The organism is Paenibacillus sp. JNU01 (assembly GCF_059130585.1).
In genome coordinates this window covers 2,682,081-2,705,957 of record NZ_CP169723.1, presented here as the reverse complement: position 1 = coordinate 2,705,957, position 23,877 = coordinate 2,682,081, and the positions used below count along the sequence as shown (strand labels likewise).

General features: G+C 45.5%; 15 protein-coding genes. 10 read left to right on the top strand and 5 right to left on the bottom strand.

All coding sequences use genetic code 11. The features are described from left to right. Positions 1-252: 252 nt before the first annotated feature. The gene (locus NLBNIHML_RS11710; RefSeq protein ID WP_253440624.1) at positions 253-1,788 is read left to right on the top strand and encodes a replication initiation and membrane attachment family protein; all 1,536 of its coding nucleotides are present in this window, start codon (positions 253-255) and stop codon (positions 1,786-1,788) included. Between the two features lie 120 nt (positions 1,789-1,908). Here the strand turns inward: NLBNIHML_RS11710 and NLBNIHML_RS11705 are convergent, their stop codons facing one another. The 3 genes from NLBNIHML_RS11705 to NLBNIHML_RS11695 form a co-directional block, all read right to left on the bottom strand. After that, complete coding sequence (locus tag NLBNIHML_RS11705) at positions 1,909-2,454, bottom strand: GerMN domain-containing protein (protein ID WP_342570998.1); 546 nt, start codon at positions 2,452-2,454, stop codon at positions 1,909-1,911. 31 nt (positions 2,455-2,485) lie between these two features. After that, positions 2,486-3,874 carry an N-acetylmuramoyl-L-alanine amidase family protein gene (locus tag NLBNIHML_RS11700; RefSeq protein WP_494354427.1) on the bottom strand — a complete coding sequence of 463 codons (1,389 nt, stop codon included), beginning with the start codon at positions 3,872-3,874 and terminating at the stop codon, positions 2,486-2,488. A 225-nt stretch (positions 3,875-4,099) separates the two neighbouring features. Then, positions 4,100-4,906, bottom strand: coding sequence for a hypothetical protein (locus tag NLBNIHML_RS11695; protein ID WP_494354426.1), 807 nt, complete (start codon positions 4,904-4,906; stop codon positions 4,100-4,102). Positions 4,907-5,465: 559 nt separating this feature from the next. Here NLBNIHML_RS11695 and NLBNIHML_RS11690 point away from each other — a divergent pair. Together NLBNIHML_RS11690 and NLBNIHML_RS11685 are read left to right on the top strand one after the other, a co-directional pair. Further along, positions 5,466-6,134, top strand: coding sequence for a type 1 glutamine amidotransferase family protein (locus tag NLBNIHML_RS11690; protein ID WP_494354425.1), 669 nt, complete (start codon positions 5,466-5,468; stop codon positions 6,132-6,134). Positions 6,135-6,530: 396 nt separating this feature from the next. Further along, entirely contained in the window at positions 6,531-7,040 is a 510-nt protein-coding gene (locus tag NLBNIHML_RS11685) for a helix-turn-helix domain-containing protein (RefSeq protein ID WP_339257215.1), read from the top strand. A gap of 280 nt (positions 7,041-7,320) precedes the next feature. Here NLBNIHML_RS11685 and NLBNIHML_RS11680 read toward each other — a convergent pair whose 3' ends face one another. Then, positions 7,321-8,967: an RNA polymerase sigma factor gene (locus tag NLBNIHML_RS11680; RefSeq protein WP_494354424.1), complete on the bottom strand. Its 1,647-nt coding sequence runs from the start codon at positions 8,965-8,967 to the stop codon at positions 7,321-7,323. Between the two features lie 497 nt (positions 8,968-9,464). On the opposite strand from NLBNIHML_RS11680, the gene NLBNIHML_RS11675 reads away from it, so the two are divergent. Further along, positions 9,465-11,039 (top strand): class I adenylate-forming enzyme family protein, encoded by a 1,575-nt coding sequence (locus NLBNIHML_RS11675; RefSeq protein WP_494354423.1) that lies wholly within the window; start codon positions 9,465-9,467, stop codon positions 11,037-11,039. A 145-nt stretch (positions 11,040-11,184) separates the two neighbouring features. Here NLBNIHML_RS11675 and NLBNIHML_RS11670 read toward each other — a convergent pair whose 3' ends face one another. After that, a complete protein-coding gene (locus NLBNIHML_RS11670; RefSeq protein ID WP_494354422.1) occupies positions 11,185-13,989 on the bottom strand; it encodes an endo-beta-N-acetylglucosaminidase in 2,805 nt (934 codons plus the stop codon). Between the two features lie 439 nt (positions 13,990-14,428). On the opposite strand from NLBNIHML_RS11670, the gene NLBNIHML_RS11665 reads away from it, so the two are divergent. From NLBNIHML_RS11665 to NLBNIHML_RS11640, 6 genes are all read left to right on the top strand, one after another. Next, positions 14,429-16,258, top strand: coding sequence for a sensor histidine kinase (locus tag NLBNIHML_RS11665; protein ID WP_494354421.1), 1,830 nt, complete (start codon positions 14,429-14,431; stop codon positions 16,256-16,258). A gap of 1 nt (position 16,259) precedes the next feature. Beyond that, entirely contained in the window at positions 16,260-17,780 is a 1,521-nt protein-coding gene (locus tag NLBNIHML_RS11660; protein WP_494354420.1) for a response regulator, read from the top strand. Between the two features lie 280 nt (positions 17,781-18,060). After that, the gene (locus tag NLBNIHML_RS11655; protein ID WP_124117530.1) at positions 18,061-19,533 is read left to right on the top strand and encodes an ABC transporter substrate-binding protein; all 1,473 of its coding nucleotides are present in this window, start codon (positions 18,061-18,063) and stop codon (positions 19,531-19,533) included. Positions 19,534-19,610: 77 nt separating this feature from the next. Then, entirely contained in the window at positions 19,611-20,540 is a 930-nt protein-coding gene (locus tag NLBNIHML_RS11650) for an ABC transporter permease (RefSeq protein ID WP_339237455.1), read from the top strand. A gap of 23 nt (positions 20,541-20,563) precedes the next feature. Then, a complete protein-coding gene (locus NLBNIHML_RS11645) occupies positions 20,564-21,484 on the top strand; it encodes a carbohydrate ABC transporter permease (RefSeq protein ID WP_062837930.1) in 921 nt (306 codons plus the stop codon). A gap of 36 nt (positions 21,485-21,520) precedes the next feature. After that, on the top strand, positions 21,521-23,875 hold the full coding sequence (locus tag NLBNIHML_RS11640) for a glycoside hydrolase family 3 N-terminal domain-containing protein (RefSeq protein WP_494354697.1): 2,355 nt from the start codon (positions 21,521-21,523) through the stop codon (positions 23,873-23,875). The last annotated feature ends 2 nt before the right edge of the window (positions 23,876-23,877 follow it).

The window sequence follows — 23,877 nt, the reverse complement described above, 5'->3', positions numbered from 1 at the left end:
TCATATACATTTGGAGAACATTCTCTTTAGAGAATCCCTTGTATTCTGCGGCTACAGCTTTTATAGTATTCTAGCGGCACTCGACATTTTTATTTTAGAAATTTGCTGAATTCGGCGAAAACGTGAATGATGTCGACCTAGGACGAAACGGAGCGAGAACAGGCCCTCTTTTTACCTGTTTTTGAACATTTGAGGATCAGACATTTATGATAGAATAGATAAACACACATTTGGGGAGAAGGAGATCAGGCTATGCGCATGAAGAATCTGCACCATTATACTGAACATCATCGCTACTGCGTATACAGGGAGTTTGGACTTAGCGCCCTGGATGACCGTATGCTTACAGGAGCATATCAGCCCATGGTAGGTGCTTTTGCGGTTGGCTTGTATCGGCTGTTGTTTCAGCATCTTCCCGGTGAACAGGTCGGTTATTCGCCGCTGGAGCAGCAACGGAGGCTGTTCATGACGCTTGGCCTGGAGCCAAGCGAGAAAGGGCGTAAATATCTGGTAGAGCAGGCATCCAAGCTTGAAGCGGTGGGACTACTTCAGACTTCACGGCTATATATACCGGAGAATGATGATTACATCTACGAATATGAGCTGCAACCGCCGCTCTCTCCGGCAGAGTTTTTCCGGACACAGCATTTGACACTGCTGCTTCGTGACAAGATAGGCAAATTCGCCGTCCTTTCTCTGCGTTCGGGTTTCTCTGCAGTGGAAAATGGGGACGCGCCATATCCGGCAGCCAACAAAGAGAATATTTCTGTTCCCTTTTACGATATATTTGAATTGAATACCCATGTGATTGATTACGAGTTGGAGCAGGCTTTGTCGGAAGTATCAACGACGGCCCAGCGGACAGGCACGAACGATGCAGCGGAAGAAAACAGTTTGAACTATGCCGACATTATTTTGCGTTTCCCGCGCGAGTCGGTCAATCGCCGTCATGTAGAGCAGTTGCGGTTCGATCATGAACAACTGGGCATTGTCAATTATGTAGTGAACAAGTTCAACCTTAGTGTGCAGGATGTATGCCGTTTGCTGGATGAAGATGATATCTTCACTCCACAGGGCCAGCTGATTCTGGATGACCTTCAGCATAAAGCGAGCATGCAGTTCAGACAGACGAAGAAGCGCCATGAGCAACAGACTGTACAGGCAGCCAAGGTTGTGGCACTGAGGCAGCATATGGAGGAGCCAGAGCGGAAAGAAGACTCCGGTGAACCACCTGTTGAGCATGGGGTACAGATGGAATATTACGTTGAAGTACCTCCGCAATTCATGACGAAGTGTGATATTCATCAATACAATATGATGTTGCGTAACGAGCCGTATACCCGCCTGTTGCAGACGTTCTTCCCAGGTGCAGTACCGGACAATCTGATCGATATATTTGAGAAAATTGATCTGAGCTACAAGTTGCCTGGTGAAGTCATCAATGTATTGATTCATTATCTGATGGCATTACTTGTATCTGGCGGAGAGCAGCGGATTAACCGTAACTTCGTTGAGGCCATTGCCTCTAACATGTTGCTCAAACAGGTGAACTCATATGAGAAAGCTGTGCAATATATTCGTGATCAGGCCAAGGTCAAAGGCAAACAGGCTGCTGGTGCAGCTGGAACCCGTACCCGTACATACGGCAAAGGAACCAAAGCTAAGCCCGAAATTCCGATTGTACAAGACATAAGCAACGATGGGGATGCCGTATCTGAGGAAGAGTTCGAAGAGATGATGAGATTTGCCCAGCAGATGCAGGCGAGTAAACAAAAAGGAACTTCATAACTCCCTGACCAAGAAGAAGTGCAAATCCACTTTTACCGAAGGAATAAGAGCCATTCGCAACGTATTAATGCGAATGGCTCTTATTTTTAAATCATGCTTTGTATTTTCCATCGAATGGATCTATTCACGGGTTAGTGGATGTTCTAATTCTGCATGACCCATTAAACTGTCAGTTGCATCTCCATCAACAAGCAAATCAATACGGGTTACTTCATCAAACTGAAAAAAGGTTCCTTTCAAAGCATCGATCGCTAAGAGTTCTCCGCCAGACCCTAATCTTGCTTCATCCGGAATATGCACATCCAGCGTTAATTTCCCTTGATCAAAAGTAGCAGAAAGCAGTTCAATATTTCTCCACAATGGAATTAGTTCGGTTTGATCACTACTTTGAAGTGCTGCATAAGTCTTACTGTATTTTTCGGAGTCATCTTTGAATGTAATTTCCTTCTTACGTTGCTCTACTTGTAATAATTGATCATCTGCGTAAAAAACCTCAATTTCTTGAGATTCTCCATTTTCTTCGCTTGGGTTAGCTGTTGGCGCTGGTGTCGTATTTACAGGATCGGAACCCTGCACTGGACCAGTAGAAGTAGGTTTGCTACCGCACCCTATCACTAGTATGCTTATTGCACATATTGCGATAGCCACATAGATTCTTTTTTTCATAGAAGCACATCCTCTTGAATTATTCACTGCCCTATAGCTTCAAATACTCTTTTATCCCATCCACAATGGCCTGTGCTGCTTTATTTTGATTGCTTTCTGACATCATGGCCTCTTCTTCCATCTGGTTGCTTAAGAATCCGATTTCTAGAAGAACGGCAGACATTGTAGTTTCTCGGATCACCTGGTAGTTTCCGTTCTTAACACCACGATCTTTAAATCCCAAGGCATCGATCAGATTTTTATGAATGAGGGTCGCTAGTGCTTTACTGCTCTCCCGTTGGTAATAATACGTTTCCGTTCCCGATATCTGAGGAGCAGCAGGGACGCTGTTACCGTGTATAGATACAAACACATCTGCGTTGAGATCGTTGGCAAGTTTGACACGTTCCGGTCGTGTAGGGTAGATATCTGTTTCCCGAGTCATTATTAGTTCTATGTCAGGTTCCTTTTTCAAAAGAGCCTGCACTTTTAGCCCTAAAGCAAGGGCAAAATGTTTCTCGGGTTGCTTAGTGTAACTTATTGTACCTGGATCACTTCCTCCATGTCCCGGATCAATAATGACGATTTTTTTGCCGCTGTTCACAGGAGTTGCAGGTGCAGGTTCATTAGCCATACTTAGATCAAAGATAAATTTGCCGGCGATTGTCTGTTGTGTGTAATTCACCGAATTTATATTGTTTAATTCGATTACGATTCGAACCTGAGGAGGATCATTTTTGAAAAGAGAATAACGTATATCAGTAACACTTGGGAATTCGTTAACATTCAGTCTTCCCATGGATCCTCCAGAGGGGACCTGTCCCATATTTCCGAAATTGGTGGATGGGAAATCCAAAATAATTCGTTCGGGATTTTTAAGTGTAGATATGACTGGAGCAACTTCACGGTCCAATGAGACGACGAGTTGATTATTGGCATACGTTATATCATGAACCAGGTTAGTGCCTGCATCATTTCCATGAGAGGGTGAAGCTGGTTGTGATACATTATTGCTAGTTAGCGTAACAATCTTGTCTTTGTTATTCCAGCCCACTCTCAGACCCATCTCTTCACTAACAAAACGTAGGGGAACAACAACCGTATTCTTGATCATTTGTGGAGCGATATTAAGTTGGACGGTGTTGTTCTGGACTGTAGCTTGATCCTTTCCAACGGTCAAGGAGATTGCATTGGAAGCTTGTTCGATATTTACATTTTGTGTTTTTTGGTCCCACTTCACGTTGAATTTTAAATTCTCAGCGACTACCCGAATCGGAATCATAATATTGTTTCGTACATTAACGACTTCAATATCATGAGGTAAAACTAGCTCCTGGCCATCTAAAATAATTTTAGTTTGATTCGTAGCTGCATGGGTGTGCATGGGGATTAGCAAGAGTAGCAGCGTACTGAATAGTAACAGGATGATAGATTTCTTCATTTTACACCTCGGTTTTAATTTGCGTAGTACTAGACTTCTAACGGGGAAAAACCAATCACCTCCTGTTTCTTTGATGAAACCCAAATTTACTATAATATTCTGTTCACTAATATGAACGCTACAAAGGACATGAAAGTCGTAAAGAAAAACGGTTTACTACAAAATATGGACAAGAGAACTGTTGTCAGTAGGCAGGGGACAAGGGAAGGGAGTTAAATAATGATGTTATTTATCTAATTTAAACCACTGCTGAGATTCTTTCCGAGTCATCTTTTTTACAGGTTTAACTTTTTTGCTTGTGGTATCGTATCTGAAAAGAATCCATTGATCTGAAGGATACTCACTAATGTAATCCATATTTTTTCCGTTTTTATGCCATAAAATTAAACCTGTGCTAATATAGTTGGTTGCCCGAGGGAGATGAACTAAACGGTCTTTCTTTGTATCGTATATGGCTAAAATGCTCTTCTCCGTATTTCCATAAGCAAATGCAATGATGTCTTCTTTTGGTGACCAATTATAAGATGTAATGGTTTCGACATCTTGTTTACCTGCGTTTTCAAGACGTTCGTTTAAGATGATGTACTTTCCTGTTTTAACGTTCACAAGAATAAGATTGCTGCCGGCACTTTTTTCTGCTCGGATAGCAATCCAGCTATTAGATGGAGATTCAGCAACACTTGTGATATCGATTAATTTCACTCCAAAGTCTTCCGTATGCAGGATGTGTTTTTCTTTACCATGAGCAACTGTGATCGTGTCAATCATGTTGTGCTCAAAGTCGGCAGCAGCATCCTGCTTTACAGTATTTGCAGTTATAGTGGTGTTGTCACCTTTCCAGACCATTTTGTTTGAGGCTATCGTTTTATGGAACTTAGGTATATTCTGGTATGTCGAAGCGTTCACAGAAGTTGTTTTAGTAGCAATGTGTGCTACTTTATCAGAATCATGAAATGGAATTGGTGCAGTGGATAACGTGCCTAAGTTACCTAAAGCAACGACGCTTGATAATAAAGCATGGGTGTATTTCATGATTATCACTCCTTCAGTTGGGAGGCGGTTACGTGATGTGATTCCCTCCAGATCGTTGTGACAGATGAAAACAAATGGCTCGAAGACTACTCCAATCTTTGCTTATCATGATTAATTTGTAAAGATATGAAATTTTAGAGATGATTTGAAGTGAGGTTTTAAAAAACATATTAGTAACGATGAACGGTTCTCAGTTTCGTTTCTAAACACATTGATCCGTAACGTAACCCTCAAGACTTTAATGTACCTTTCAATATTCCGAGAAGGAATTGCATCAGAAGATGGTGGAATTTATAAGCAAGTAACCCATACAAAAGTGTATGTTGCCCGGGGGAAGGACCGGCTTTTTTAACGTGATTATAGCTATGGTAAAGTACTCTATTAATAAATTGGATTATTTTGTATACTGCATATAAAAAGAGGATTACAGAAGTGTTGATTGGGAAGTTTGAAAGATTGAGATTTGATATGTCAGGGGTTATTAGGAATGAAGACCGGTCTGTTGATGGGAGCGAGTTAAGAATGGATGAATGTAAAAATACATATGGAGGTATTAAGTTTGAAAACTCATTACTATTTAAGTTGGTTTAATCATTTTTTCCCAGAGAAACTGGTCCATTGTTTGCAGGAGGATATACAAGACAGAAAATCGCTTGTTATGATTAGTGCTGATCCGTCAGGTTATAATGATGAGCCAATTAACATGGATGAGATTACTGAATGGACTTGGTTGAATCAGGCTAACATTATTTTTGATGAATATCATTTCATTGATTACCGCATGCAGAAAGAAGATGCTCAGCGATTCATTCAGAACGCTTCTGTCATTTTTTTATGCGGTGGAGATCCTGTATTGCAGAACGATTTTTTGTTGGATTATGAATTATCGAATGCGATTAAGAACAGCCATGCCGTTATCATTGGTGCCAGCGCTGGTGCGTTAAACATGGCTGCAAAATGGTTATCCTCGAAAAATGCTGGCCATAAGGTTGAAACAAATACAATTTATGATGGTATAGGCTTTGGACATTTTGCCTACGAATCTCATGCCAGACTCGACTACGATGCGCTGGTTCAAGGCTACCTGCTCCCCTTGTCCGAGGATATTGATGTTTATGCGGGATTACAGGAGAGTGCTATACGTGTAAAGGACGGCAAAATAGAAATAATAGGTCCTGTATATTTAATTTCCCACTCCAAGATTCAGAAGTTGGTTGAGACGCTCTAATTAGGGAGAGTGGCTGTGAGTTACATAAGTGATTCCTTTTGATGTATAAAATCAAGACAGGTCTCCCTTCTATAATTGGAATACTGTTTGTAAAAAGATGCAATCTTAATATCCCTAGGACTTATAGTCAGCAGGGTATCAAAGGGATCAATTGCTTATTTCAACTAACGGACTGACAATAGGGATGGTTGCACAAGTGCTAACGATCCTTATTGGTATACCTTTACAGAAAGTAGAGAAGACGAAAATTATGTTAGGATGATGAGTTCCTCATTAAGCTAACGGGCAGGCTAGTTTAATGAAACTATAAGTTGCAATTTGAAGAGTATTTTTCAACCACAATTTGATATACATAAATAAGTTCCTGAATTACTATTCATTTTAGGAGGTGAACCAATGATAAATATTAAGCGGGTCGGGGAGATTATAGCAAGAAACCGTAAAGAGTTATCCATGACGCAAACACAACTTGGTGAGGTTTTAAAAGTTAGTCATCAGGCTGTTTCAAAGTGGGAGAGAGGTGTAAGTTTACCTGATATTGATATATTAGTTCGATTAGCTAAGATATTTAATAATACAGTCGATTATTTCCTAACTCCAGAAGAGAATGATGCTCATACAAGTAAAACGAATATACTTAATAACAAGGATGACCTTTGGAAATCAGTTCTAGAAAAAATAAAAGACCAAATCTCTCAGCCAAGCTTTGATAGGTGGTTTACAAGTACTACAGCAATTCAAATTGACAACACTCTCATTATTTCAGGTCAAGATCCGTTTGCCACAGACTGGTTATATCAGAGGTACTCCCATATGATTTCAAAAACTATAGATGAAATTAGAGGCGATAATGATTTAGAGGTAACTTTTCTTTTTTCTGAAGGTACTGAAAATACAGAACCATAAAGTTTGACTCTTCTTAATCAACGGGAAACGTTAGCTCAATGACAACAAGAAAGATAAAAAATCGTAAGGTAGAGGATAATTCTGGCAGATACGATTGCGATTAAAAACTACCCATGACGCACATGCGTCATGGGTAGTTTTTAATCATTTCCATACGTTCAGGGGGGGGGGGCCTTGTGAAATAGAGATGTCCTAATCACTTCGTTGGACAGACAGAGTTTTGTGTAAAAATGGCCACTGCCCGGGAACGACTATTCTTCGTATACATTTCCGAACCGACTTACTTGACAGGCCCCATCCAGGTTGAAATCGTCTTCTGCTGGTGCGGCAACGGCGGTTTCAGCTTCCCGTTATCGATCAAATGCTTCAAAATATAAGCGACAAGCCGGCCTCCGCCGGTGTTGCCTCTCACCATGTAAGCAAGCTGCGGCTCCAAATGCTTCGGCTGATTTTGCAGGAACAGGTTGAGCATTTTATCGTAGAGCTTGCCGACAGCAGGCGCATACAGAGCGGACAAATCCGGCATTGCCTTGTTCAACCGATCCAACGTTTGCGGGGAGTCCATCCAAATCGCATTGAACTTGTACCCCTCCTTCGTCTTGCGGATGTACCCCTTCTCCAGCAGGAACGAATATTGCTCAGCGTTCTCTTCGTTGTCGGGCAGTTCCCCTTGTTGGAACGCATGACAAATCTCGACATTCCGATATTCCAGGAAACGCCAATCCATCTGGCGGTCGCTCCAGTACGTATTGAATTGCCACAAGTATAAAGGAGAGTCTTCGACGTAGCGAAGCGACGGACCGAAGGTGACGTAACTACTCATATCAAAACCCGGATCGGCATAGTGGCTCCGATTTAACGCCGCATAGGCAATATATTGACCTCCGTCCTTTCGTATTGGTGCGACCGCATCGAAGTTTTCACCAGCCGGCATGCTCCGCCAAGATTGCTCCTCGATGTTCTTGGGCAGCAAGGTCCAGAGCAGGAAGTTATAGTCGCCGTCTGGAACGTACACTCCGCTATCCTCGACTTGCCTGCGAACTTCCATTAACGCGTCGAAATGAACATCGGCCACTTCGGCGGCGCAATCTTGCCAGAATTGATGACCGGCTACGGCCAACTCGAAGAGGTCCCAGACGATGGTATTGCTTTGATATTTGCCGGGGGAGGTTTGGATGAGAAAATTGTAATCGGCCAAATGCTGGACTTCGCCTTCTAACAAAGATGGCGGCATTCCGAGCTCCTCCGCGATTTGATGCACGGTACGCGCCTTGTGATAAGCCGCGTAAACGATATTTTGCGCCAAGGCGCGCCCAAGAAAATCGTTGGTTTCGCCCATTTTGCCGGCCGAACCGGAATGACCCATTTCCCCCATGCTGATTGGATTGACACTTAAAGTTCCTGTTGCACGCATACGTTTCATCCCTTTCCGTAACTCCTTTTTAGCTTCGCTCAAATGCCACTTCACCGTGCCTGCAGGAATGTCCAGAGCAATCGCGATATCGCTGATTTTAAGCTCTTCATAGTAATGCATGACCACGATCCGGCGATGAATATCGGACAGAAACGCGACTTCTCGGCGCAGCTCGCGTGAAGCTTCGGTTGCCAGCAACCGGTCAAGCGGCTCCCGGGAAGGGGCGGCAGACAGTTCAGACATACCGTTGATTTCGATTACTTGGGGAGCGTGCTCGCGCTTTTTCAACCAATTCACCCAAGTGTATCGAGCAACCGTCCAGACGTAAGCGTCAAGGCTTCTAATGTCCCGCAGCCCAGAGAAGGATTTTAACAACTGCAGCATAATCTCCTGAGCCAGATCCTCCGCTTCGGCCCGGTGCTTGACCCGGTTTAACGCAAAACCGAAAATCGGTTTCACATAGCTCCGAATCGCTTCAGCGGCTTCTTTTCCGTTTGTACTAATTGAATCCATTGTTTCCTCCATAGTTGCATCTGTAATTCCTGACAATTATATAGTGTGCCAGGCGAAATAAAGGTTGGGATTATTTTTTTAAAAATTTGGACGTCCTACCGGATCACTCATACAAGTATAATTACAAACATCATAAGTAGGTCATTTCAATGGTTAAAGAGACGTTATGAACTTTTGTTAAGTATATTGGAAAAGAGTTAAAAAAGTTGAAATTACTTTAGATATAAAGTTCTCACTTTTAGTATATAAAGATACTTTTTTCCGTCCAACTATGGGAGGATACAAACTAGGAGCACGAGCCAAAGTTCTTCTTCGGGTACTTGGGGTACGCCTTCGTTCCGTACTTAACCAGGGTTGATAGAAATGTAATATCAGAAGAATTTATGATTTTAATAGGGGATAGTGATTACTTATTATTCCAGATATATGCTACTCTCTTTTTATTCCATAGTTTTCTTAACGGAGAAAATGGAAATATAAATGTTGGGGGTAATTGCTTGCTTCTATCCGAACGATTGCCAATTGCAGCAAGTCTGTACCCTGAGCAACCTGCGTTAATGCGACATGGGCAAACGATGAGTTATGGGGAGCTTAACGGTCAAGTTGAAAGACTGAGCTATGCTCTATATGTTGAAGGACTCCGGGCTGGTGATCGCTTTGCCCTTTTAGGTGATCCAGATCCCCAGCTCGTTGTTGCGTTTTATGCAGCAGTTGGGATCGGTGCTATACCGCTCGTACCGTCTCCTATGCTAACAGTGCCTGAACTCGCTGCCATATTACAGGATGCAGAACCACATATGATTATACATGATGACCAACATGCTAACGCAGCGATCGCCACGGTAAAGCTTCTTGGGTATTGTCCAAAACTGTTCACGACAGACGAAGAAGGGACGAATAACAGTTCGCTCGCTGCTCTTTTGCAGCATGAACCTGCGTTCTCTCCAAAAGACCAATTCAAACCAAGTGTAGACGATACGGCAGTCCTGATTTATACGGGTGGGACAACCGGCCGACCCAAAGGGGTCATGCATTCGCATCGTGGTATGGCTGCTTGGAATCAACTTACGCCTTCTGTAGGCTTCGGTCATGATCTCAGCCGTCGTGTGTTGGTGCTTAACTTATCCCATCTGGTGGGTCAGTTCCAGTTGTGGGCGACCATGGCTGCTGGGGGCTGTCTTGTATTCCTAGATGAATACCCGGCGGATGTACACCGCATTATGGAAACTGTTGAACGTGATCAGATTACGCAACTCAGTACAGTAGGCCAACTGCTTCGGGATTTTACCCGCGAGGCAGCCGTAGGAGTGAGAAACTTGAAGAGCCTAACGCTTATTGGCTGCGGAGGGTCCATTGTTTCCCCGGATACACTACAGGAGGTTGTATCGCAATTTCCTGATGCTACTATTGTGAATAACTACTCACAAGCAGAATGCGGGATGTCCATAAGCCGTCTTTTTCCTGCTCAGCATATGGGGAATTCTCATCGCCTTCGATCCGTAGGTCGTCCAGCCGACCTGGCTGTTCAGGGTGAGCAGGCCTTCGAAGTTCGGATATTAAATCCGGACGGAAGTGAGACAATGACGGGTGAGGCTGGAGAAATCGTTGTTCGAGGTGCACAGATCATGATGGGATATTGGCGTCAATTGGAGGCTTCTGCCGAGACCATGCCCGATGGTTGGATTCGAACTGGGGATGTCGGTTGCCTGGATGAAGAAGGTTACCTGTATGTGTTTGATCGCTTGAAGGATATGGTCATTGTGGGCGGTTCCAATGTGTTCTGTGCCGAAGTGGAGCATGTCCTTATGACTCATGAGGCAGTAAGCGAGGCGGCCGTAATCGGACTTTCTCTTCCTGACGAAGGAGAGGAACTCGTTGCTTTCATAGTGTTACGGAACGGTGATAGTCTGGATCTGACACGGATGAGAGCGTTTTGTGAGCCATATCTTGCTCCGTACAAATGGCCGACTCAACTGTTCATTGTGGATAGTTTGCCCAGAACAGCTGTGGATAAAATAGACAAAAAGCAGTTGCGGAAGTATCTATCCTCAATGTTGTCAAACGGGGTGTAATCAAAGAAATACGTTAGTTCAAAAAGCACTGAATGTTCAGCAGGTGGATGCGTTCTTATAGGAACAAACAGCCCTTCAACTTCCTTTGGGAAGTGAAGGGCTGTACGTATCTCAACTAGCATACAGGCGTGCACGAAAATTATATTTACCTCAAGATTGTCGTGGCCTGATTGCCCGCATAATCCTCAATGATCAGCTTCAAAGAGCTGCTGCTGGACGCTGGTGTGAAGGTCAGTTCACTCAGCTTCGTTCTTCCCCGAATGATATACGGGAATTTCTGCGAAACGTAAGTGACGCCGAATTCACGTGCTACCCCATTTTCATAAACATAGATCTTATACCAGTCCTCCAGATCCGGCAGGGCAAGCGTGTATTTCCCATCTTTTACCGTGACCTTATCCTTGGCGTATGGTGTAATCTGAAGATCTGCGAGTTGTCCGGTATGGGTAACCGGATTCTGCCCGCCAATGGCGATATTCAGTACATAATGTTCACCGTTAGTTGGAAGTCCGGTCAGAACGGCAGATGATTTTCCTTTTTTGACCTGAAGCGACTTGGTGAAGGGTTCATTGGTATATTCGGTTTCTAGGGTGAGCTGAATGGACTCGTTGCCTTTACCTTTGTCCTTATCCATATTCTCATCTTTATTCTTGCCTGTTTCTTTTGCTTTCCTCGGGTTGTTCCAGCTTACGATGGCATCGCCATTCTTTTTGAATTTCACATCAATATTCTGAACGGCTGCATTCAGATCATAAGCCAAGACGGTTGCTTTACTTTCGGTACCATCTGCACCAACAGCACGTATGGACAGTTCACCAGAAGGCTGTTTTAGCGATTTAATATAAAAAGTGGAATCATACACACCGCCAACATAGGCCCCATTTTCATATAAATTGTATTGTTTGACCTCTGAATAGTCCTTCATGTCCCAGGCAACAACCAGTTCATTGGTATTGGTCAGTGCTTTGGCAATATGGAAACCGGTTGGTGCATCCGGTACAGCCGCTGAACCGTCGGAAATGCGGATCTCGCCAATATTCATCTGATAGTTCTCAATGGTCTTACCGTTCGGGTCAAAGGATAATCCCATAGCGGCAATGGTCTTGCCTTGATATGCACTCAGATCCAATGTAGCTGTCTTCCAGCCTTCCGTATGATGGCCTGAATTAGGCACATTTACGTTGACCACGTTGGACGGGTCATCTTCGAAGATTAAACCAACATGCAGGGAGGAAGCATCGCTGGTGGACGGTTTGTTGTACGTCAGCTCCAGTGTGGATTGTCCGTTGACGGACAGGTCGGTCTTGTACAGGCGCAGGAAGTTCTCCGCGTTCAGTGTACCGTTTACCACGAGTGAGCTGCCGCCCTGGAATGCGCCAATGGAATCGTAGTTGTACCTTGCGCCTTTCTCATAAGATGGGCCATAATCAAAATCGACACTCAGTTTGTCGCCTTCGCTATCCATCCACCATTGCCAAGTGACGGGGATATCCTGAATGTTGATATTGGACCATTCCTTGTCGTTCGAGACAGTGCCGTCTTCATAATATTTCAAACCGTGACCTGTATTGAAGCTTGTCGCAAAATTCGAGCCATTGATGACGGATCGCTCGGTAAGATATGCAGCAATCCCATCCCAGTTTGCGCCGGAAGCATACACATCCGACAGATTGGCAGAAGCGTTACGACGCGCATCCGTAGGGTCCTGATTTGGACCAGACCACCAAGCACGATCGCGCACAAAGGTCATCCATTGATACTGATCCTCCGCACGATGATTCGTACTCCCATCGCCCATCTCTTCATCCAGGGCATTGTGGGTGAAATCTGCACCCAGCGTCGCGATACTATTCATGGGCTGACCGTTCTCATCCAGATTGTGGCGCAGGTCGTAGGATTGCTTCCAGCGGCCGAATCTGTCATGACCACCTTCAACACCTGCAAATACGGTTTCCAGTGGATCAAGTCCCAGACTGAGGGCATGGTCGCGGGAATCGCGTAGCATCTTGTGGTTCCATACGTAGTTCAGGAAGATGGAATCCGAGACTCTGCCGAGAACGGAATCCTCTACAAAGGGGCTATTAAGGCCGTTAAATTGGTTCTGGTATTGAATCTTGCCTGTTGTATTGATGGTGGAATCATACCACTGAACGTACAGGCCTTTATCTCTTAGATATTTCATGAATTTCTTGTAGGAAGCGATATCCTCATGGGCTACACCCCGGGCAACCTCTTCCTGATTGAAGAAGTATCCATCGTAGTTGTAGTATTCTGCCATCTCGGCAAGTTTCTCGGCTACAGGGAAATTGCCGTTTTCATCCTGAATCAGCATTTGTTTATAGGTTTGTGGCCCACGGTCATTGTCCGAGAAAAAGATGTTGGCAATGGATTTGACGCCATTTTTGTGAGCTGCGTTGGTATAGGCCGGATTCGGGATATTCAAAATGCCAAACTCGAAGTATTTCTCCGTCCACTCCTTACTGGGATCGTATAATTCCTCCGGCACTCCGGCAGAAGCCATGCCATGCCAATAGCTGTAGTAGTCTGTATACTGCCAATAATTAAAGAGATATTGGCTGAATTCATTGGTATAAGGTGTGCTATCGAAGAATGCATTGCCGTAATCGCCACTCATCGTAAATAGCTGGGTGTCTGGACTAAGCTCAGGATAAGCTTGCGTGGCAGCGAACGGTTCATTACGGGGCTGCAGGGGGACATGGGCACGAAGCAGATCACCATGGATGTCACTTTCAGGTGTCCAGTTCAGAATCTGGGCTGAGGTATACCCGTGCTGATAGGGCTGATTCACCCCTTTGGCGCTTTCACCTGTGTAAGGGAGCGTGTCTCCTGCATAAACGGATGATGCAACAACTTGTCCAAGCAATGCCGTAGTCAATACCATGGCAGTGACCTTGGGAATGATGCCTTTCGGTTTGAGTTTGCGTGTCATGATGTTCCTCCTTCAAGTGGAATGAATGGTTGGCATTCTTTTACACAAAGCTAAACTTATGGTTAACGATAGTGGATGAAAGCGTTTTTAAATAGGGTGAAATTAAAGAAACGCGAGTACAAACTAAAGAAAAGTTACAGGTGACAAGTTAATGTCAGAAGCCTGGTGATATAATTCTATATAAGTTAAACTAATTTTTTACACGATAACGGAGAGGACAGAAGAAACCTGAAAAAGCGAAGCTAAAAGCTTTCTGCAAGAAAGCTACTTCGGAAGCATAAGCTTCGCCTTTATCACCGGATTTTCCCTTGGGAAAAAGGAATCAAAAAATCTGGGGATAACAGCGATTGGAAGGTTATTCTGTCATCGTAGTGTCAGTGTAAATATCTTTAGTTCAACTTATATAGTCAGGAAAACAGCATCGGAGGGAACATGCGACTTGAAAATTGTTAGCGTTTACAATAATTTCTTCAAAAATAATATGTTTATGAAAATGCTCCTGACCTTCTCGATGATATCGATTGTCACGATCATTACATTATCTTATATCATCTTTCTAACGGTGTCCGACTCCACGATTCGCCGGGAACTGGCGATCCAGAAAGCAGCGATGGAACATGTGGATCGTTATATTCATCAGCAGTATGAATCAGTACAAAACATGGTGAGGGACATGCATCAGAATGAGGCACTCTCCGCCAACATTACGTATCTGATGAACCACTCCTACGCTGAATATGTTCAGCACATGACGAATGGATATTACGCCAATCAGGACGACTATTCGGCCGATGTGTTAAAACATTTTCAGAACATTATGGATCGTAATTCGCAGATTAACCAACTCATGTTGTATAGCGCTGAGCAGCAGGATCTGTCTACCTTTAATCAACACAAGCAGTTCCGCAAGCTGGACACCAATGTAGCTCATTCCTATATTCCGGACGTGATGGCGATGGAAACGCCCAATATCAGTGCACCCAATTACTGGATTCGCAAAGAGATCAATCAATGGGACCCTGCGCTCTATTCGATCCGTGTACCGATTAACAATACACAGACGCTTCGAAATCTGGGGCAGTTTCTGGTGTTTTTTGACTCGGAGGGAATCGGGAATGCACTGGATAACTACGAGAGTAACCTGAAGGGAGAAATCGTGGTGTTATCGGCCAAAGGAACAGTCCTGTTCGACTCCAACAATCAGTATTACGGGAAAAAGTACCCTTACGTGAATGTGGCCGATTCCCTGTTTGATCAGACGGATATGGATTCGATGAAAAAGGAGCAGAACATGTATGTGAACAAGTTTGTCTCCGCGGATCAGGGTTATGTGGTTATTGGTACTGTTCCGGTGGAAGAGATGGCTGAGACCTATGCGGGGATTCGCAATACCATCATCTCCATCAGTATCGTGTGTATTCTGTTTGCCGTGTTGGTTCCGGCGTTTTTCATTATTAACTTTGCCAAACGAACCCGTCGAATCATTCGCTTTACCCAAAAAGTAAAATACGGCAACCTGACGGCTCGCATCGACGATGCGCGTGATGATGAACTGGGGCAGATCTCGCATAGCTTCAATGACATGCTGGATGAGCTGAATCTGTACATTGAACGCGTCTACAAAGCCGAGATCAAACAGAAGGAGACCGAACTGGTCGCGTTACAGGCGCGTATCAATCCTCACTTTCTCTACAATACGCTTGAAGTGATTCGAATGAGGGCCATATCCCAGGGGGCGAGAGATGTCGGCGAGATGATCTATAGCCTATCCGTATTGTTCAAGAGCCTGGTACAGCAGAAGAATAATTACACGCTGAAAGATGAGATGGAAGCTTGCCGCTTGTATCTGGAGTTATTCCGAATCCGCTACAAGGATATTTTCATATATACGATCCAGATCGATGCTGCTTATTATCAACACCCTGTGGTCAAACTTTCGCTGCAACCTATTATTGAAAATTATGTCGTGCACGGCATTCAGACGGAACGTTCGGATAACCGATTATCGATTGTTGTGGAAGAGACGGATAATGTGATGCAGGTGGAGATCAAAGATAATGGCAAAGGCATTGATCCTGCACGCCTGACGGAAATCCTTGAAGAACTGGAACGTCCAGAAGAGTCGGGTCAGATGTTCGGACTGCGCAGTGTTCATAGTCGATTGCGCTTCCTGTATGGGCCGGAGTTCGGTATCACCATAGAGAGCACCCTCGGTGAGGGAACACGGATCAGGGTGCGTTATCCACATACAGAAGGGACGGGAGTTTAACATGTACAAGGTGTTTATTGTAGACGATGAGCCGTTCATCATTGAAGGGTTATACGATATTGTGGATTGGTCTTCATTTGGTATGGAAATTGTGAGCCATGCAGGTAATGGGCAGGCAGCGTTACAAGCGCTCTCCTCTCAGCCTGTGGACATCCTGATCACGGATATATCCATGCCACTCATGAATGGTCTTGACCTGATTCGGGAAGCAAGGCGAGTGCAACCTGAGATGAAAGTCATTATCCTGAGTGGTTTCAATGAGTTCGAATATCTGAAGGAAGGCATGCAGCTGGGGATCGAAAACTATTTGCTCAAACCGATTAATGTGGAGGAATTGGAATCCACGCTTAGGAATACAGCGTCCAAGCTGGATCATACAGTGACACCTCAAGCGGATGATGCGTATGGCATTCAGATTCTGAAAGATAACATTCTTCATCGATGGCTTACGGGACAGATTGCAGCTACCGAATTTGAGGAACGTGCCCGGTTTATGAACCTTTCTCTAGAAGCCTCGGACGTGGCTGTCGCTATATTGCGTGACAAAGACAAAGGGCAAACATTCGGCATGTTTGAACGTGTGGAGGAGATGCTGAAGGACAAGTCCCATCTGAATGTCTTTCATGACATCGATGGTGATCTCGTCATTGTTGCCAATGTCGAGGGTAACGAGGATGAGGAACAGAAGTTAATGGATGGTCTTCGGGCTTTATCCGATGCCATCTCAGTAACACATCCTGCGGTACGTATTGGGGCGGGCAGGTTGATGAAGGGGATATACCATGCGCCGGCCAGTTATGAAGAGGCAAAAAAGGCGCTCCAATACGTGATGATCTATCCCGATCTGAAAGTCATCGACCATGCCATCCTGGATCGTTGCGGCAACTCGGCAGCGTCCTTCTTTATTGACTGGAGGGATTACACGAAACTGATTCTGTCCCGGAATACAGAACAACTTGCGGAGCGGATTCGTATGGATTTTGAACAGCATCGCAATGGACTTACGCCTGGGGAGTTACAGAATACCGCATTGGAAGTGGTGATTCGCTTCAAAATGGAACTGGAGAGCATCAAACACTCGGATGAGTCTGCCATATACCAACAAGGGCTTCAACTTGTGCTGGACAGTGGCACTTTTGATGAACTCGTGCGGGCGCTTCAGCAAGTTGCGGCGCAGACGATTCAATCCCTATTGCAGGATATGAAGAATCCAATTGTGAACCAAGTCCTTCAGCATATCGACAAACACTACGCAGAAGAACTTTCCCTGAAGCTGCTGGGTGCCCACTATCATCTGCATCCGGTGTATTTGGGACAGTTGTTTCATAAGGAGACTGGAGAAACGTTTGCCGAATACATCAATAAATACCGGATTGAACGTGCGAAGGAACAGCTGCGGAATACCAATCTGAAGGTACATGAGATCGCCCGAAATGTGGGGTATTGGGAGACAGGGTATTTCTATAAACAGTTCCGCAAATATGTGGGAATTTCACCGACGGATTTCAAGGTGTTTGGTTAATTTGGTGACCGGTAGATTCAACTGTACGGACAGAGATCCAAGAGACATATCGGGAACAGGAATGGCAGCATGAAGATCATGCCATACGTTACCCGGCATGTCTCTTTCATGTAAGCGATTTATTTAAACAGGTACAAAATAGTTGTCCAAGGACGATTTCTCTTTAATTTGTACCTCGAAAACTTAAGTTTATCTTCTTTTTGTAAATGCTTTCATTCGATAAGGTTAAAGCAGTTAGTAAGTAGTGCCTAAGGGAACACGAAAAGGGAGGATCAAAGAAATGAGTAAACAAAGAAAACGCTTCTCACTCGTTCTTGCATTGTTAATGGCCGTTACACTTGTTCTTAGTGCCTGTGGAGGAAGCAAAGATGCTTCGGAATCCGGGGGAGCTGGAGACGACGCGGTAGAGTTGATCTGGTATACCATCGGTACCCCTCAGAAAGACGTCAACAAAGTGATGGAAGAAGTGAGCAAGTATACCAAAGAGAAAATTAATGCCACGGTAACGATGAAGATGGTTGACTGGGGTGACTACCCACAGAAGATGCAGGTTAACGTAGCATCCGGTGAGCCAATGGACATTCTGTTCACCTCTTCCGGTGGATTCGATTATGTACAAAATGCCAGAAAAGGTGCATTCCTTGAACTGGATGACCTGCTTGCTGAATACGGTCAGGATCTCACCAAGACCATTGATCCTGCATTCCTCAGCGGTTCGAAGGTAGACGGACACAATTACGGAATTCCAGCCAACAAAGAGCTGCCTCAACAAGAGGTATGGCGCTTTAACCAAATGCTGGTTGATAAATACAAGCTGGACACCTCTGGTGTCCGTACGTTAGACAGTCTGGAGCCTTTGCTGAAAACGATCAAGGAAAACGAGGCAAGTGTAACACCTTTTGCCATGGATAAAAACTATGTTCCTTACGTGCCGTATGACTATGTCATTCAGAATCTGCCGATGGCAATCAAGCTGGATACAACGGACTATAAGCTCGTGAACATATTGGAAACACCTGAAATGAAAGAAGCACTTACGACGATGCACAAATATTACAAAGCCGGTTATGTATCGGCAGAAGCAGCTACAACAGGTTCCACGAACGACCTGACAACATCGGGCAATTGGTTCCTGGATCGTGCACAGACACAGCCGCTCGCGGACAACCAATGGTCTGCAAGTTACGGTTATCAAGTTGTTTCAACACCTGCAAGTGAAGCGATTATAACGAATACATCTGTACAAGGCTCCATTATGGCGATCTCGGCTAACTCGGAATATCCAGAAAAAGCGATGGAGTTCCTGAACCTGCTGAATACAGATCCTGTGCTGCGCAATATGGTGGACTCCGGTATCGAGGGCACACACTACAAAAAAGTGGATGACACGCATATGGAAAATCTGCCTGAATCGAAAAACTACGATATGCCTTCATACTCCCTTGGGAATAACATGCTGCTCTATCTGAACAGCAATGACCCGGACAACAAATGGGATGAGTTCAAGAAGTTTAACGCTGAAGGTACCAATTCCCCGATCCTCAGCTTTAACTTTGATTCAAGCAATGTATCTGCCGAACTGACGGCGGTACAGAACGTGAAAGAGCAGTATTGGGCAGCACTGATGACAGGTACACTGGACCCGGCAGCCAATCTGGATCAAGTGATTGAGAAGTTCAATCAAGCCGGACTGGAGAAAGTAATGGCGGAAGCCCAAAGCCAGCTGGATGCCTGGAGAGCGGAAAACAAGTAAGAGTACATCGTAAGGATCGGGCGGCTGCTTATCGCGTCCGGTCCTTTTTCATTCAAGCCTGAAGGAGGAACTCCACAATGACTACATTTTTGAAAAACCTGATTAGAAACCGGGTCATGCTGTTCATGGTGCTGCCAGGCGCCATCTGGTTCTTCTTCTTCTCCTACTTGCCTCTTGTGGGTACAGTGGCTGCCTTTAAGGAATATCGGTTCAGCCGTGAAGGGTTCTGGGCAAGTCTGATGAAGAGCGAATGGGTAGGCTGGGACAATTTCAAATTCCTGTTCAGCACAAGTGACGCATGGCTTATTACACGCAACACCCTCTTTTATAACATCGCCATTATCTTCCTGGGACTGGTATTCGCTGTGGCATTGGCAATCCTGCTCTCGGAACTGGTTAATAAACGACTCGCCAAACTGTATCAAACCGGCATGTTTCTGCCGTATTTTCTATCCTGGGTTATCGTTGGTTACTTCGCTTTCAGCTTCTTGAGCATGGACCGCGGGATGTTGAATCAGATTATTGGCTGGTTCGGGATGGAACCGATTCAGTGGTACTCCGAGGCAAAATATTGGCCGTATATTCTCGTATTCGTAGCGTTATGGAAAACGATTGGTTATAGCAGCGTTGTCTATCTGGCTTCCATTCTGGGGATTGATAAATCGCTCTACGAAGCAGCCATGATCGATGGAGCAAGCAAGTGGCAGCAGATTCGTAATATTACGATTCCGTTATTATCACCCATCATTACAATCATGACTTTGCTGGCCGTAGGCCGCATTTTCTATGCCGACTTTGGACTGTTCTATCAGGTGCCAAGGGATTCGGGTACGCTCTATTCCGTTACCAATGTTATTGATACGTACGTATATCGTGGATTGAAAACAAGTGGTGAAATTGGCATGAGCACAGCTGCGGGATTGTATCAATCCGTCGTGGGCTTTGTACTCGTTATAATTTCCAACTATGTTGTGCGCAAAGTAGATAAAGACAGCAGCCTATTCTAGGACAGGGAAAGGAGTGAACCACCATGGCTCAAGCAGGGCTTGTTAAAAAACGCGACTTCCACCACGTATCCAGCGGCTGGAACGTAATCATGAACATCATCGCCGGTCTATTCGCTCTGATCTGTGTATTTCCTTTTATATTTGTAGTCATCATCTCGTTTACGGACGAGAAAGCACTGGCCCGTGATGGATATCGTCTGATTCCGGCAGAATGGAGTCTGGCGGCATATCAATTTGTCTGGCAGAGCGGGGATACGCTGCTGCGGGCGTATGGAGTTACCATTTTGGTGACGGTACTTGGTACCATCATCAGTCTGATTCTCATGTCGCTATATGCGTATGCGATTTCACGCAAGAGCTTCAGATATCGGAGATTTTTCTCCATCTTTGCGATTCTGACCATGTTGTTTAACGGCGGGATGATTCCAACCTATATGGTTGTATCCCAGCTGCTTGGACTGAAAGATACGTTATGGGCACTGATTCTGCCCCTGGCGATGAATGCCTTCTACATCATGATCCTGCGTACATTCTACTCCACCAGTGTGCCGGATGCAGTCATTGAATCGGCGAAAATTGATGGTGCCGGAGAATTCTATACCTTTATGAAAATCGTAATTCCACTCTCCTTGCCGGGACTGGCAACCATCGGGTTGTTCAGTACACTTGGTTACTGGAATGATTGGTTCAATGCGCTGTTGTACATCGATAATCCCAATCTGGTGCCGCTGCAATCCATGCTGATGCGGATTGAGTCGAGCATCCAGTTCATCCAGCAGAACTCTGCTAACAGTTCGATGAGTCTGGCAGCCATGCAGTCCATTCCGCAGGATACGTCCCGAATGGCGATGGTTGTGCTTGCCACGTTGCCAATTATATTCGCTTATCCGTTCTTCCAGCGTTATTTTGTACAGGGTCTGACGGTGGGCGCGGTCAAAGAATAAACGGATCTTGCTATAGGATTGGAGAGATGCAGATTGATGACTTACAAGGACCAAAGCAAATCCGTAGAGGAACGGGTACAACACCTGCTGAGCCTGATGACTACGGAAGAAAAGGTAGGCCAACTTACGCAGCCATTTGGCTGGCAGACCTATACGAATGATCAGGGGAACATCACATTAAATGAATCCTTTAAGCAGCAAGTGGAGAATAGCGGCATTGGCTCCCTCTATGGTGCACTTCGGGCAGATCCCTGGACTGGCGTTACACTGGAAAATGGACTATCTGCCAGAGAAGGCGCTGAGGCGGTTAACCTGATTCAACGTTATGCGGTAGAGCATTCCAGACTGGGCATTCCCATCCTGATTGGGGAGGAGTGCTCACATGGTCATATGGCCATTGACGGGACGGTCTATCCCGTTCCCCTTTTACTGGGGAGCACATGGAATGTGGATCTATATCGGGAGATGTGTCAGGCAGTAGCGCGGGAGACACGTGCTCAAGGCGGTGCGGTCACCTATTCTCCGGTACTGGATGTTGTGCGTGATCCGCGCTGGGGGCGTACGGAGGAATGTTTCGGTGAAGATCCGTATCTCATTGGAGAACTGGCAGTTGCTTCCGTGGAGGGACTTCAGGGTGAAAATCTGGATCGGGACGATACAGTTGCTGCTACGCTAAAACATTTTGTCGGTTACGGCAGCTCAGAAGGTGGACGCAATGCAGGGCCTGTACATATGGGCTGGCGTGAACTGCTGGAAGTGGATCTGTATCCATTCCGTAAAGCTGTAGAAGCAGGTGCAGCTTCCATCATGCCGGCGTATAACGAAATTGATGGCACACCTTGTACGGTAAATACCGAACTGCTGGAAGATGTTTTGCGTAAAGATTGGGGCTTTGATGGTCTGGTTATTACGGATTGTGGCGCGATCAACATGTTGGCTAGTGGGCATGATGTCGCGACGGATGGACTGGATGCATCGGTGCAGGCGATTGAGGCAGGCATCGATATGGAAATGTCCGGTGAGATGTTCGGGCAATATCTGGTGCAGGCGGTGGCAGAAGGCAAGCTTGATGTGCAGGTTCTGGATCAGGCTGTCTCTCGCGTGCTGGCGTTGAAGTTCAGACTGGGCTTATTCGAACAGCCTTATGTGGATGCTGATCGGGCAGCAGAAGTGATTGGAAGTGAACAGCATATTCAGCTCGCACGCCAGTTGGCGGCGGAAGGTGTTGTGCTTCTCAAAAATGAGGCTGACACGCTACCTTTATCGATAGGAAATTTGGGCCGGATTGCCGTCATTGGCCCCAATGCCGATCAGGCCTACAATCAGCTGGGTGATTACACGTCTCCGCAACCGAAGTCGAAAGTGGCAACGGTACTGGATGGCATTCGCAGTAAGCTGGCTAATCGTATGGATGTGCAAACGGAGAAGAGTTCTGTTGGTTTTGTGACTGATGGCAGCAGTGTAGATCAGGTTCTCTATGCACCAGGATGCCGGATTAAAGGTGATTCAAAAGAAGGATTTGAGCGGGCTATCGAAGTTGCCAGTCAGGCAGATACCGTCATTATGGTGGTTGGCGGCTCCAGTGCGCGTGACTTTGGAGAAGGAACAATCGATCTGAAGACGGGCGCTTCCAATGTATCGGATCACTCATGGAACGATATGGAGTGCGGTGAAGGGATCGACCGAATGACGCTGGGTCTTGCCGGAGTACAGTTGGAACTCATTCAGGAGATTCACAAGCTCGGCAAAAAGCTTGTCGTTGTCTACATTAATGGTCGTCCCATCACGGAACCTTGGGTGGATGAACATGCCGATGCAATTCTGGAGGCGTGGTATCCGGGTCAAGAGGGCGGGCATGCCATTGCAGATATTCTATTCGGTGATGTGAATCCGTCAGGCAAATTGACGATCTCCATTCCGAAGCATGTCGGCCAATTACCGATCTATTACAACGGCAAACGTTCCCGAGGCAAGCGTTACCTCGAAGAGGATTTGGAGCCACGTTATGCATTTGGGTACGGACTGTGTTATACCACATTTGAGTACAGTGAACCGCAGCTGAGTGATGCATCCATGACAGCGGGGGATTCAGTCACGGTGTCTGTGAATGTGACCAACACCGGCCCTTATGCAGGTGCAGAAGTTGTACAGATGTACATCTCGGACGTGGTTAGCTCACTGACTCGTCCTGCCAAGGAACTGAAGGGGTTTGCGAAAGTGAACCTGGAGCCTGGAGAGACACAGACCGTGGAATTCCGAATCGGAGCGGAGCAGTTGCAGTATATTGGTCGTGATTTGAAGCCTGTCGTTGAACCGGGCCTGTTTCATATTCATATCGGCGGCAGCGTAAACGATACGCATATGACCGAACTGACCGTAAGGGAGGCGTAAGA